At 54.1% G+C, this 12,381-nt stretch carries 14 protein-coding genes; all 14 read left to right on the top strand.

Features of this window, described 5'->3' with window-relative positions:
• The first annotated feature begins 3 nt into the window (after positions 1 to 3).
• The 14 genes from MJ257_RS14450 to MJ257_RS14385 all read left to right on the top strand — a co-directional run bounded on the left by MJ257_RS14450 (position 4) and on the right by MJ257_RS14385 (position 12,307).
• Positions 4 to 1,116 (top strand): sensor histidine kinase, encoded by a 1,113-nt coding sequence (locus tag MJ257_RS14450; RefSeq protein WP_240269893.1) that lies wholly within the window; start codon positions 4 to 6, stop codon positions 1,114 to 1,116.
• A gap of 139 nt (positions 1,117 to 1,255) precedes the next feature.
• Complete coding sequence (locus MJ257_RS14445) at positions 1,256 to 2,191, top strand: ABC transporter ATP-binding protein (RefSeq protein WP_240269892.1); 936 nt, start codon at positions 1,256 to 1,258, stop codon at positions 2,189 to 2,191.
• Between the two features lie 41 nt (positions 2,192 to 2,232).
• Positions 2,233 to 3,363, top strand: coding sequence for an ABC transporter permease (locus MJ257_RS14440; protein ID WP_240269891.1), 1,131 nt, complete (start codon positions 2,233 to 2,235; stop codon positions 3,361 to 3,363).
• A 1-nt stretch (position 3,364) separates the two neighbouring features.
• Complete coding sequence (locus tag MJ257_RS14435) at positions 3,365 to 4,519, top strand: ABC transporter permease (RefSeq protein ID WP_308193199.1); 1,155 nt, start codon at positions 3,365 to 3,367, stop codon at positions 4,517 to 4,519.
• A gap of 356 nt (positions 4,520 to 4,875) precedes the next feature.
• On the top strand, positions 4,876 to 5,241 hold the full coding sequence (locus tag MJ257_RS14430; protein WP_240269890.1) for a histidine triad nucleotide-binding protein: 366 nt from the start codon (positions 4,876 to 4,878) through the stop codon (positions 5,239 to 5,241).
• A gap of 131 nt (positions 5,242 to 5,372) precedes the next feature.
• Positions 5,373 to 5,546: a 30S ribosomal protein S21 gene (rpsU, locus tag MJ257_RS14425; protein ID WP_005547957.1), complete on the top strand. Its 174-nt coding sequence runs from the start codon at positions 5,373 to 5,375 to the stop codon at positions 5,544 to 5,546.
• A 16-nt stretch (positions 5,547 to 5,562) separates the two neighbouring features.
• On the top strand, positions 5,563 to 6,006 hold the full coding sequence (locus MJ257_RS14420; protein WP_178023165.1) for a GatB/YqeY domain-containing protein: 444 nt from the start codon (positions 5,563 to 5,565) through the stop codon (positions 6,004 to 6,006).
• 176 nt (positions 6,007 to 6,182) lie between these two features.
• Positions 6,183 to 6,470, top strand: a complete 288-nt coding sequence (gene yqfC / locus MJ257_RS14415) for a sporulation protein YqfC (protein ID WP_059044175.1) — start codon at positions 6,183 to 6,185, stop codon at positions 6,468 to 6,470.
• 3 nt (positions 6,471 to 6,473) lie between these two features.
• Positions 6,474 to 7,655: a sporulation protein YqfD gene (yqfD, locus tag MJ257_RS14410; RefSeq protein WP_240269889.1), complete on the top strand. Its 1,182-nt coding sequence runs from the start codon at positions 6,474 to 6,476 to the stop codon at positions 7,653 to 7,655.
• Between the two features lie 6 nt (positions 7,656 to 7,661).
• A complete protein-coding gene (locus MJ257_RS14405; protein ID WP_240269888.1) occupies positions 7,662 to 8,633 on the top strand; it encodes a PhoH family protein in 972 nt (323 codons plus the stop codon).
• 48 nt (positions 8,634 to 8,681) lie between these two features.
• On the top strand, positions 8,682 to 10,973 hold the full coding sequence (locus tag MJ257_RS14400) for an HD family phosphohydrolase (RefSeq protein ID WP_240269887.1): 2,292 nt from the start codon (positions 8,682 to 8,684) through the stop codon (positions 10,971 to 10,973).
• Positions 10,945 to 11,448, top strand: coding sequence for an rRNA maturation RNase YbeY (gene ybeY / locus MJ257_RS14395; RefSeq protein WP_240269886.1), 504 nt, complete (start codon positions 10,945 to 10,947; stop codon positions 11,446 to 11,448). The genes MJ257_RS14400 and ybeY overlap by 29 nt, the downstream gene beginning before the upstream one ends.
• Positions 11,448 to 11,822, top strand: a complete 375-nt coding sequence (locus MJ257_RS14390; RefSeq protein WP_240269885.1) for a diacylglycerol kinase family protein — start codon at positions 11,448 to 11,450, stop codon at positions 11,820 to 11,822. The genes ybeY and MJ257_RS14390 overlap by 1 nt, the downstream gene beginning before the upstream one ends.
• Positions 11,823 to 11,896: 74 nt before the next feature.
• Positions 11,897 to 12,307: a cytidine deaminase gene (locus tag MJ257_RS14385; protein ID WP_240269884.1), complete on the top strand. Its 411-nt coding sequence runs from the start codon at positions 11,897 to 11,899 to the stop codon at positions 12,305 to 12,307.
• Positions 12,308 to 12,381 lie beyond the last annotated feature (74 nt).

The following is a 12,381-nucleotide window of genomic DNA, read 5'->3' as shown; positions in this document are numbered from 1 at the left end:
CCTATGGAGCGGTGGAGCATCGGCAACAAATGGCTCGTGCTTGGCCTGGCAATCGCCTTGGTTTATGCGATGGAGACGGCCCCGTCCCCTAGGCTGATTTTGTTTATTCTGCTTTATCTCGCCATGGATCTCACGGCGCTCTTGCTTCAGAAAACGGTTTTTCGGAACGTAATGCACGGGTTGTTGATCGTTTACTGCGCCGTTTGCGCGGGATACGTCAACCCCGAATTCGCGCTGCTGCTGCCGCCGATCGCCTATGAAACGGTCCGGGGGACCGGTCCGCGCGTCGTCGTTACGGCTTTGCTGGTAATCCCGCTGCTGTTCCTGGAGGGGATGCTAGCGACGGTGTATGCGTTTATTGCGGCGCTCAGCCTATTTAACGGAATCCACGTCCGGCGCCTTTTACTGCGGTTAACTCGGCAGGAGGAACAGCTCGACAAACTGCGCCTGGATCAAGAAAAAATGCGAAAGCAACTGAACGGCAACCGGGAATTCATCCGGGCTTCGGAATACGCCTATAAGCTGGAGGAGCGAAACCGCCTCTCCCAGGAAATTCACGACGGCATCGGCCATTCGATGACGGGGGCTCTGATCCAGATGGAAGCGGCCAAACGGGTGCTGCATACCGACCCGGCAGGGGCGGAGAAGCTGCTGCAAAATGCGATCGGCATCTCCCAGGAATCGATCGAGCGGATTCGGCAAACGCTCAAGAACATGAAACCTCCGGTGGAGCAACTGGGGATTCACCGGCTAAGAAACGCCGTCGAGGCCTTCGGCAGCCGTTCCGGGCTCCAGACCTCGGTCGTTCACAGCGGGGATCTAGAGAAGATCACGCCGCTTTACTGGAAGGTCATTCACGATAACGTGACGGAGGCGCTGACCAATACGGCCAAATACGGGAGTGCCACCACCGTGCAGGTCGAAGTACGGGTACTCGGCAAATGGATTCAAGCCGTCGTGACGGATAATGGGCGGGGACAGGCCAAAATCGTCAAAGGCATGGGCCTGCTCGGCATGGAAGAGCGAACGGCCGCGGTCAACGGTACGGTGATCGCGGATGGCACGCAGGGGTTCAAGGTGACGACGTTGATTCCGTACGTCCCGTCCAAGGAATGAAGAACCTCACCCGTCTTTGTCCAGCCCTGGCGACAACATGAACATTTTCATGCGCAAAGGATGAACTTATGCACTGACATAAGGGCATCCTTTTTTTCTACAATAGGGTCAAGAACCAAGCAGGAATGGAGAGGTTGCAATGAATGTATTGGAGATCCACGGACTGACGAAAAAATTCGGCGACTTTATCGCGGTTGACAACATGTCATTATCCGTCAAGGAAGGGGAAATTTTCGGGTTCCTCGGCTCCAACGGCGCTGGCAAAAGCACGACGATCCATCTGGTCGCCTCGTTGCTTCGCCCGACGAGCGGGGAAATCCGGATCCTCGACAAAGACATCGTCAAGCACAGCCGGTTCGCCAAAATGAACCTGGGGATCGTACCGCAGGATTTGGCGATTTACCAGGACATGACCGCCTACGAAAACGTGAAGTTTTTCGCCGGGCTGTACGGCTTGCGGGGGGCGGAGCTCCAAGACCGGGCGGAGGAAGCGCTGCGGTTCGTCGGTTTGGAAGATAAAGCAAAGAGCTTTCCGAAGAATTTCTCCGGCGGGATGAAACGCCGGTTGAACATCGCCTGCGCGATCGCGCACCGGCCTAAGCTGATCATCATGGACGAACCGACGGTTGGCATTGACCCGCAATCGCGGAACTACATTTTGACCTCCGTCCGGAAGCTGAATGAAATGGGCTGCACGATTATTTACACCAGCCATTACATGGAGGAAGTCGAAGAAATCTGCTCCCGGATCGCCATCATCGATCACGGGAAGATCATCGCCGACGGCACGAAAGAGCAATTGATCGCGACGATAACCGACGTGAAGGAAGTGCGCATCGAGCTGAAACAGGCGGGGGATGGCTTTCTGGGCCTGATCCAGACGTTACCCGGGGTCCGAAGCGTTACCGCTCATGAAGAAGCGATCCGAATTCACAGTGATCTGTCGGTCGATAACCTTAGCGGCATCCTGAAGCAGCTGATCGACGGCGGGGCGGTCATCCGCTCCGTCGAGGAGCAGGAGCCGAATCTGGAGACGGTGTTCCTGACGCTGACCGGACGGAATTTGCGGGATTAGGACGGCGGTCGGCATACGGATCGCTAAGGGAGGAGATCAGAATGAATACATTATCGATTGCGCTCAAGGAGATCAGAAGGGAGACGCGAAACCGTTGGACGCTGGTGTTCATGCTCGCGTTTCCGATCGTGCTTATCTTGATCCTGGGCACAGCCCTGTCGAACGCGTTTGGCGGTACGGCCCAGGTCGGGGACATTCGCGTGCTGGTCAAGGATCAGGGGGCGAATCCGGCCTTGACGCAAGCGTTCGGGGCCTTTGCCAAGGAAACCGCCGGCATGGGGCTCTCCTTCGAGCCGCTAACCACGGAAGAAGATGGCCGGAAAGAGGTTGAAACCGGCCGTTACGACGAATACGTCGAATTGGGAGACCAAGGCATATCCCTCTATTTAAGCGGGCGGGATGCCATCCAGAGCAATGTCGTGCAAGGCATGCTGACGGCATTTGCCGAGCAATACAATGCGATATTGGCCATAGAGAAGAACGCTCCCGGTCAGGCGGCACGAGCCATGGCCGCGGGGGCGGCGAATCCTGAGTATATCAAGGAAACTTCGATTGCAGCCGACCGCCAGCCAGGTTCGCTCGATTATTACGCGCTGGCCATGACCTCCATGATCGCCTTTTGGAGCGCGATATCCGCCAGCCGGCTGATCTCAGGGGAGATTCGGCAGGGGACCGGCACGCGGCTCGCGGCGTCTCCGGTCGGCAAAGGCGAGATTTTCGCCGGCAAAGTACTCGGCAACCTGGTGATTAACATGCTGTGCGTGCTCATCCTCATTCTTTTCAGCAAATTCGCTTTTCAAGCTTATTGGGGAGAGCATCCTATTGCGGTGCTTGCCGTATTGGGTTCGGAAGTCGTTATGGGCGTGAGCCTTGGGTTGGCCGTTAGCTACGTTTTGAAAGAGGCGGCTACGCAAGGCGTGCTCCTGATCATTACTCAGGTTGCGGCATTTTTCGGTGGGGCGTATTTTCCGATGGGAACGGATGAGGACCTGGGCCTGCTTGGTTACGCGGCCGGCTTGTCGCCGGTCCGATGGGCTAACGTAGCGATTACGCGGATCATTTATAATGATCAGGTGTCGGCGGCGTGGCCGGTCATGGCTTTAAACTTAAGCCTCGCCGTCGTTTTGTTGGCAGCGGCAGCATGGATGATGCGGCGCAAGGAGGGACTGTAGCATGATGAAGGACATTTGGTGGCTCGCTTCCCATATTCTTCGGACAACGTTTCGAAAACGCAATAATTTGATTCTTTATTTAGGTTTGCCGTTGGCTGGGGTTCTGTTAACGATGATGATTTACGGCAACGCGGGAGAGGCCGGGCTGCGGGTCGGCGTTGTGAACCAGGACGGGAAGGAGACGATTGCGGCGGATACGGTTCGGTTTCTGGAGGGACTGGACCAGATTCGGCTGACGAAAGTGACGGAGTCGGAGCTCCGCGAGCAACTCGCGTCCGGAAAGCTGGACAGTGGTCTTGTGCTGGGAGCCGGCTATTCGCAAAGCGTGCTTGCCGGGAAGCCTGATCATATCGGCATCCAATCGGTCAAGGGCGCGCAGGTCACAGCCTATATGAAAGCGATGCTGTACAATTATACAGGGAATCTGGCGGCGCTTAGCCGGGCGGCTCAGGGAGACGAGGCGAAGTTTGCCCAGCTTTACGCGGATTACCAGAACCCCGGCATGAAGCTGACCGTCCAGTCGGTCGATGGCTCCGCTCAGAAAAAACAGGCGATGACCTATCAAACGATCGGTTTCCTGATCATGTTCATGATGATGTCGGCGGTCAATTTGTCGGAATTGATTCTGAAAAGCAGGGAGGACCGTACCTTTTTCCGGGTGATTTCCTCGCCGATCCACGCCAGGAATTTCGTGATTGCCAACATTTTCGTCAATTTCGTCGTGATGGCGGTGCAGATCGTCGTGACCCTGTTCTTCCTGGAAGTCGTGTTCCGAATCGACACCGGCATTGCGTTCGGGCGGATGGCGCTGCTCCTGATGCTGTTTTCCCTCGTATCGATCAGCCTGTCGCTCGTCATCGTCGCCTTCTCCAAGAACAGCGGCGTCTCCGGGTCTTTGCAAAACATCATCATTACGCCGACTTGCCTGCTGGCGGGCTGCTTCTTCCCGAGCGAAATCATGCCGGCGGCGGTGCGGCGGATTTCCGAATTCATGCCGCAGCACTGGGTGCTGCAGTCGATCGAAAAGCTGCAGCAAGGCGAAGGCTTTGGACAGATCTGGTTTAACCTGTCCGTACTTGCCGCGTTCGCCCTGGTTTTCTTCCTGCTCGCAGCCTACAAGATCGGACGCAACAACGACACACGCAATTTCATTTGAAGGAAGTTCAAAAGTCGTCTTTTGATCATGAAGCTTTAACGATGAAGCGAATTCGACATCGAATCTTAATTCAACCGGGCCTTCCGTTGCTCACATAGCTGGAAAAAATAACTTTTCAAGTCGTGATGTACATCACAGATACAGTACCACCCTGCTGTTATACTACAGTTAGCCGACATCATATTTGCAAGCACCCCGCCGGACGTATTGGTGACAGAGAGAGCGTTACACATTTTTTCCGTCCAATACGTCCGTGCGACCAGCCAACTCATTATTGAGGCGGCAGGGTGCTTCTTTTTTTTGCCTATTTTCGGTATCATGAGATTTAGCAAAGAAAATGATGAGGGGGCTTTACGATGGATAACTGTTTGTTTTGCAAAATCGTCGAAGGTTCGATTCCGTCGAACAAGGTGTACGAGGATGAAAATGTTCTCGTTTTTCACGATATCCAACCGGCAGCGCCGGTGCATGTGCTGATCATTCCCAAGAAGCACATCGCTTCCATGAATGAGGTCGATTCCGAGGATTTGGCTTTGATCGGAGAGATGCACCGCATCGCTCAGGAAACCGCGAAACAACTGGGCGTTGCCGAGAGCGGGTACCGGCTGATCAACAACTGCGGACCCGACAGCGGACAAGCGGTTGCGCATTTGCACTACCATCTGATCGGAGGCGCAAAGCTGGGCGCGTTGGTGCAAGCCTCGGGCTCGCATGCGCTATAAAACTCCTTTTAGAAATTGGAAGAGAAAAAAGCGGGTGCTCAGGTTGACACCCTATTTCTCTTTCCCCTATAATGAAGTTTGATGAACCGTGTTATGCTCTTGGACGGTCTGGTCGGAGGGAGGGAAAACTGGTGTCTGAAACTAAAGTTCGCAAAAACGAGACAATTGATGCTGCACTTCGTCGCTTTAAACGTTCCATCGCGAAAGATGGAGTATTGGCTGAGGTGAAGAAACGTAAGCATTATGAAAAGCCAAGCGTAAAGCGCAAGAAAAAGTCCGAGGCTGCTCGTAAGAGAAAGTTTTAGGAGGATTTAATCAGCGATGAATCTTAGCGAGCGATTGAACGAAGATATGAAGCAAGCGATGAAGAGTCAAGACAAGTTCAAGCTCTCCACCATTCGAATGGTTCGTGCTACGATGAAAAATCTTGAAATAGATTTGAAAAGAACTTTGAACGATAATGAAGTGCTTGATATCCTAAGTCGTGAAATCAAACAGCGCAAAGATGCCCTCCAAGAATTTGAGAAAGCGGGTCGTGACGATCTTGCCGCGCAAGTGAAAGCGGAAGCAGAGATCCTTGCTGAGTACCTTCCCGAACAGCTAAGCGAAGAAGAAATTAAAGTCATTGTACAGCAGACCATCCAGGAAACCGGTGCTTCTTCGAAAGCCGAAATCGGGAAAGTGATGAGCGCGCTGATGCCTAAGGTGAAAGGCCGGGCAGACGGCAAACTCGTAAACCAGACGGTTCAACAGCTTTTGCCATAACTTCGAGAGACAAACACCTTCTACGAATCGTAGAGGGTGTTTTTTCATTTATTCCGCCCCTTGAAAGCCAAGGCTGCTTGCCGTAGCAGCCTTGGCTTTTTGTTCTCCTTTTCCTTTCTCATAAATCCAAGCAGGGCCGCATAATTTGTACAGTAGGGGAAGGAGGATTGCCTCATATGAGCCGGTTTGTCCGCAAAATTCGCAAATGGACGGTCGATGCGCTCGACCTGCCCAGCGACCTTGTATTCGATTTGCCGAGGCTCACCTTAATTGGAGGTCAGCAGCTGTATATAGAAAATCATCGGGGCGTTGTCCACTTCTCTCCCGAGGCGCTGCATTTGGCGCTAAGTCAAGGAACGCTGGAAGTTGAGGGAAGCGGACTGGTCATTAAAGCGATCATGCCGGAAGAAGTGGTCGTGGAAGGCCGGATTTTCGGCATTAAATATCGTGGAACGGAGGAATGAAGCGTGAGATCACCGGCCTTAAGCCAGTTGAGAGGCATCGTTACGATCACGGTCCGCGGAGGATCGATCGAACAGCTCGTGAACGAGCTGTCCCGTCAGGGCATCGACATCTGGGATGTCCAGCCCTTGCCCGGAGGGAAAATGAATATGAAAATCGCGTTGGCCGATTTCTTTCGCCTGCGGCCGCTGTTGAAGCGGACAGGCTGCCGAATGTCGATCCGGGGGCGTTCCGGACTGCCGTTCGTGTTGGCCCGGGTTTGGAAGCGAAAGGGGTTCATCGCCGGATTCGCCATATTTGTCGCGGCAATATTTTGCTTAAGCTCGCTGGTTTGGGATGTTGAGGTGAAAGGCAACGAGGAGATCGCCTCTCAAGACGTGCTGCAGGCGGCGAAACAAGAGGGCATTTATCCGTTTCAATGGATTTTTCGTTTGCCGGATCAGGACAAGCTTTCCGCGGTATTAACCCGCAAACTGCCGGGTACGTCCTGGGTGGGGGTCACCCGCACGGGGACTCGAATCACGATCCAAGTGGTGGAGGCGACCAAGCCCAAGGACCGGAAGCTGGTCAGTCCAAGCCATCTGGTGAGCAAACATGACGCCGTAATCACGCATATTTACGCGGAAAAAGGTCAGCCGGAGGTCGGTAAGAACGACCGGGTGAAAAAGGGACAAGTGCTGGTTTCGGGATATCAAGGCGGCAAACCGATCGTGCCTGAGGCGAATATTCGCGGCATCGTTTGGCACGAGTATAACATCCAGGTGCCTCTAGTGTATAAGCAGAAAGTGTACACGGGAGAGCGCAAGCAACGGGGATATTTGTTTTTCGGCAATACGGCCATTCAACTGACCGGATACGGCAAAGTCGAATACGCCGAGTCGGAGACGATGACCGATCAGGATCCGTTGACGTGGCGCGGTTGGAAGCTGCCGATCGGCTGGATGACGGAGAAGGTCATGGAAACGACGGAGCTCGAGCTGAAACGGACCGAGGAAGAAGCCAAACAGGAGGGAATCGAACGGGCCAAACGCGATATTCTGGCGAAATACGGCACGGACAGCGTCATTATGGATCAAAAAATTTTGCATGAGAAGGCGGACAATGGTAAAGTTTATATAAAAGTGCATTTCGAAGTAGAGCAGAACATTGCGGAAGAAGTGCCGATAGTACAAGATCAAGGAGAATGAGGCTATTTGTCGGAACAACTGGTGAACATCAAATTACCGCTGCACAGTGCGGCTGAAGGGCTTTCGCTATTCGGCCCTCAAGACGCGTTTCTGAAACTGATTGAACAGCATTTGCCAGCAAGCATTGTATTGCGGGAATCGGAGATAACCATCCGCGGGGAACAACGTGAGGCGGAGAAGGTAGAGCAGTTGTTTGAAGTATTGCTTGAACTGATCCGGAACGGATACATATTGACCGAACGGGACGTGCTTTACGCCATCGATTTGGCCAAGGACTTCCGTGCCGATCAGCTGCTTGATTTATATAAAGGCGAAATTGCCATGACCTATCGGGGCAAGCCGATTCGGGTGAAAACCATCGGCCAGAAGCACTATGTCACGACGATCAAGAAACGGGACGTCGTCTTTGGCGTCGGTCCGGCCGGGACGGGCAAAACGTATTTGGCCGTCGTCCTCGCGATCACGGCGCTGAAGGAAGGATCGGTCAAACGGATTGTTCTGACCCGTCCGGCCGTTGAAGCCGGGGAAAGCCTCGGGTTTTTGCCAGGTGACTTGCAAGAGAAAGTGGATCCTTATCTGCGTCCGTTATACGATGCCTTGTACGATGTCATGGGCCCGGAGCAAACCGCCAAGGCGCTGGAGCGCGGGTTGATCGAGATCGCGCCGCTCGCCTACATGCGGGGGCGGACATTGGATGATTCGTTTATCATCTTGGACGAAGCGCAGAACACGACGCCGGAGCAAATGAAGATGTTTCTGACCCGGCTTGGCTTTGGGTCCAAGATGGTGATCACCGGGGACGTGACGCAAATCGATCTCCCGAAAGGGAAAAAGTCCGGGCTGGTGGAAGCGAAAACGATTTTGAGCGGAATCGAGGAGATCGGGTTCGTCCAATTCGCCGAGTCCGATGTCGTTCGTCACTCGCTCGTGCAGAAAATTATTGTGGCGTACGACCGCGCTGCCGAAAACCAAGGGTAAGCTTCCCAGCCGCTTCAGGGTTTACCATGTTCAGGAGGGCTGTCTATTATGACAAATAACGATCAGCAAAAGAGAAGCGCGTTTCAATCCAGAATTACGGGATGGAAACATAGCACCGGCGTGCGTTATGTTCTGTTCGCGCTGCTTGTCGTTATGTTTTACGTCAGCTTGGCGCCCAAACTGCTTCCCGAAACGTATGATATTGCGGTAGGTTTGCCCAGCGATAAGGAAATTATGGCGCCGATGGACATTCCCGATACCAAAGCTACGCTGAAGGCGCAGGAAGAGGCGGCCGAGAAGGTGGGACAAGTTTACACCATTCTCCCGCTCCGTAATGAAACGTTGGTTGCGCAAATGCTCGACCGGATTTTCCGTTTGAATCAGGACGATCAGGTGTCGGCAGACGATAAAATCAAGATCTACAGGGAAGAACTGCCGCAGCGCGTCAAGGATTACGTGCAGAACTTCATTATGAATAACCGGAACTCCAGCGTCTATTCGGCAACGTTGTTTGAGGAAGTGACCCAGCGCGTTGACGAGCAACAGTATCATATCTCGGAGGAGACGTTTATCAAGATCCCTCGCTTAACGGCGGAGGATATCAACGAAATGAAGCCGGTCGCCGCCGATATCGTCGCCCGGTTGACGGCGGACCCGATCGTCGAGGCGCAGGCTGCACGCGCGAAAGTCGCCGAGATGGTCAGCACCAGTTCCCTGAGCAAACGAACCGCACGCGAGGTCGTCCAGGAGCTGGCCCGCTTGTCGATTACCGCCAACAAGTTTTACGATGAAGAAGCGACCAAGGCAGCGAAGGTAGAAGCGCGCGAGAATACGCCTACCGTATATATCAAGCAAGGGGATGTTCTCGTCCAAAAAGGCGAGAGAATTACCCAGGAAATGTACACCCTGCTGGAGAAAAACGGCCTGCTGAAAGACGAGGTCGATTATTCGCCGCAGTTCGGGCTCGTTTTGCTGTCCCTGCTGATGGCGACCGGGCTGATTATGTTTATCCGCCAGTCGGAAGGCGCCAGCCGGTTTAAGTATAACAACGCGCAGTTCGTTATGCTGCTTTTGATTATTTTCATCACGATCGTATCGATGCATGTCATTAATATTTTGCAAACGGAACAGCAGTCGTATCTCGGTTATTTGGCCCCAATCGCTACCGGTGCAATGCTGATTACGTTGTTGCTGGACTTGCCGCTGGCTTACATCTGCTCGATCCTGTTTGGCATCCTGGCCAGCATCATTTTGAATCAGCGACAAAGCGAAATCTTTGACTTTCAGTTTGGTTTCTTCGCCTTGGTGACATCGTTTGCGGCGATTTTCGCCATTCACCGGGCCAGCCAGCGTTCCACGCTGCTGAAAGCGGGGATCATGATCTGTTTGTTTGGCGCCTTGTCGATCTTCACGCTGCAGCTAATCGATCATCAGGACTGGACGCAAAACAGCACGTTGTATGCGCTTGGATTTTCCGTGGCCGGGGGGTTGGTGACGACGATTTTGGTCATCGGCTTGATGCCTTTCTTCGAGGTCACCTTCGGGATTCTCTCGGCGCTCAAGCTTGTAGAGCTTTCGAACCCGAACCATCCGCTGCTGCGCAAACTGCTGACGGAGACGCCGGGTACTTACCATCACAGCGTCATGGTGGGCAATCTATCGGAAGCGGCGGCCGAAGCGATTGGCGCAAACGGGCTGCTATGCCGCGTCGGTTCCTATTACCATGACATCGGGAAGACCAAGCGGCCGAGTTATTTTATCGAAAACCAGAACAACATGGAAAACCCCCATGATTTTATCGATCCGAAGCTAAGCAAATCGATCATTATCGCCCATGCCCGGGACGGGGTGGAAATGCAGAAGGAATATAAGCTGCCGAAGCCGATTCGGGATATCGCCGAGCAGCATCATGGAACGACGTTTTTGCATTATTTTTATCACAAGGCGTTGCGTTTGGCGGAAGAACAAGGGGTGGAGCCGGATTTCACCGAAGACGATTTCCGCTATCCGGGGCCTAAAGCCCAATCGAAGGAGGCCGCCGTGGTCGGTATAGCCGACAGCGTCGAGGCGGCCGTGCGTTCGCTGCGTAAACCGACGGTGGATCAGGTCGAGTCGATGATCGAGAAGATCATCAAAAGCCGGCTGGACGATCACCAGTTTAACGAATGCGATCTGACGATGCGGGAGCTGGATTTGATCGCGCAGACGTTGAAGGAAACGGTCATGGGAATCTTCCACTCGCGGATCGAATATCCGGAGGAAGTCAAGAAGAGTAAAGAGAACGAGGAGAAGGACAGGGGGCAAAACGTAAATGGGCCTACAGCTGGCTTGGAGCAATGAGCAGGATAAAATGGAGATCGGGCAGGAGTTGATCGATCTTTTGGATCGGGTGCTACAGATCGCCGGACAAGCGGAGGGCATTACCGAAGGCGAGGTGGCGCTCACGTTCGTGGACGACGAGGCGATCCACGAGTTGAACCGCGATTATCGCGGGATCGACCGGCCGACGGATGTGCTGTCGTTCGCGATGAACGAATCGCTGGAGGAAGAACCAGAAATGGAAATCGTCTATGAGCTCGAAGAAGACGAGGATTTGGACGATTTGACCGACGTGCTCGGGGATATTATCATCTCCGTCGACCGGGCCAAAGCCCAAAGCGAGGAATACGGCCATTCGCTCGAACGGGAAATCGGTTTCCTGTTTGTGCACGGCTTTTTGCATTTGCTAGGCTACGACCATCAGGACGCTGCCAGCGAAGCGGAAATGATGGGCAAACAAGAGGCGGCGCTGGCCGAGGTAGGGCTTGTCCGCTGATGAAACCGTCGCGCCGCTGGAGCTCGTCTTTTCGTTATGCGCTGGAGGGAATTGCCACTTCGTTTAAAACCCAGCGCCATGTGCGGTTCCATTGCGTTGCGGCCGTGGTCGTGATTGCTGCGGCGATGGCGTTGTCCCTTCCCGTGAGGGACGTAGCCTTGCTGCTGTTGGTTATCGCCTTGGTTATTTCGCTCGAACTCGTCAACACGGCGATCGAAGCCGTCGTTGATCTCGCAGCCCCGGAGTGGCATCGTCTTGGCAAGATCGCCAAGGATGCCGCGGCCGGGGCCGTACTGGTCGCAGCGGTTTTTGCCGTAGCGATCGGAATTTTGATCTTTTACGATCCGGTAATGAGGTGGCTGGGGTTGCCTTAAAGGTGGTTCAGGCCGGCCGATTCGAACTGCTTTACCCGTACTTATTTTGCCTTCGTTAAGGAGATGATAGGGATATGGATTACGGACAATTAATGCAAGAAGCCATCGAAGCCCGCAAAACGGCTTACATCCCGTATTCGGGATTCGGCGTCGGGGCAGCTCTGCTCGATAGCCAAGGCCATGTTCACCGTGGATGCAACGTGGAGAATGCGGCCTACACCCCAGGGAACTGCGCCGAACGTACCGCGATGTTCCGGGCGATTGCCGACGGCCATCAACCAGGAACATTCCAGGCGATCGCCGTCGTTGGCGACACGGAGGAGCCGGTCGCGCCTTGCGGCGTTTGCCGCCAGGTCCTGCTGGAGCTTTGTGGCCCGGACATGCCCGTGATCCTGGGCAATCTGAAGGGCGACATCCGCCAAACTACGGTGCGGGAGCTGCTCCCCTACGCCTTCGCCCCCTCCCATCTGGAGGAGCAGCGGTAACTCAAAAAGGCGTCTTCGGATCACGAAGCGGTAAACTGAAGCAGAGTCGGCGTCGAATCTTGAATTCAGCCGGA

The sequence above is a fragment of the Paenibacillus timonensis genome, assembly GCF_022427145.1.
GTDB classification, from domain to species: Bacteria; Bacillota; Bacilli; order Paenibacillales; family Paenibacillaceae; genus Fontibacillus; species Fontibacillus timonensis.
Note: the sequence above shows the minus strand (reverse complement) of the source record. Positions and strands in the feature narration are given on the sequence as shown.

Excerpts from the sequence above, each read along its gene's own strand:
- MJ257_RS14450 (WP_240269893.1), top strand. The coding sequence starts at position 4 with ATGGAGCGGTGGAGCATCGGCAACAAATGGCTCGTGCTTGGCCTGGCA.
- MJ257_RS14400 (WP_240269887.1), top strand. The coding sequence starts at position 8,682 with ATGACAAATAACGATCAGCAAAAGAGAAGCGCGTTTCAATCCAGAATT.
- MJ257_RS14440 (WP_240269891.1), top strand. The coding sequence starts at position 2,233 with ATGAATACATTATCGATTGCGCTCAAGGAGATCAGAAGGGAGACGCGA.
- MJ257_RS14445 (WP_240269892.1), top strand. The coding sequence starts at position 1,256 with ATGAATGTATTGGAGATCCACGGACTGACGAAAAAATTCGGCGACTTT.
- yqfC (WP_059044175.1), top strand. The coding sequence starts at position 6,183 with ATGAGCCGGTTTGTCCGCAAAATTCGCAAATGGACGGTCGATGCGCTC.
- MJ257_RS14390 (WP_240269885.1), top strand. The coding sequence starts at position 11,448 with ATGAAACCGTCGCGCCGCTGGAGCTCGTCTTTTCGTTATGCGCTGGAG.
- MJ257_RS14420 (WP_178023165.1), top strand. The coding sequence starts at position 5,563 with ATGAATCTTAGCGAGCGATTGAACGAAGATATGAAGCAAGCGATGAAG.
- ybeY (WP_240269886.1), top strand. The coding sequence starts at position 10,945 with ATGGGCCTACAGCTGGCTTGGAGCAATGAGCAGGATAAAATGGAGATC.
- MJ257_RS14435 (WP_308193199.1), top strand. The coding sequence starts at position 3,365 with ATGATGAAGGACATTTGGTGGCTCGCTTCCCATATTCTTCGGACAACG.
- MJ257_RS14385 (WP_240269884.1), top strand. The coding sequence starts at position 11,897 with ATGGATTACGGACAATTAATGCAAGAAGCCATCGAAGCCCGCAAAACG.
- MJ257_RS14430 (WP_240269890.1), top strand. The coding sequence starts at position 4,876 with ATGGATAACTGTTTGTTTTGCAAAATCGTCGAAGGTTCGATTCCGTCG.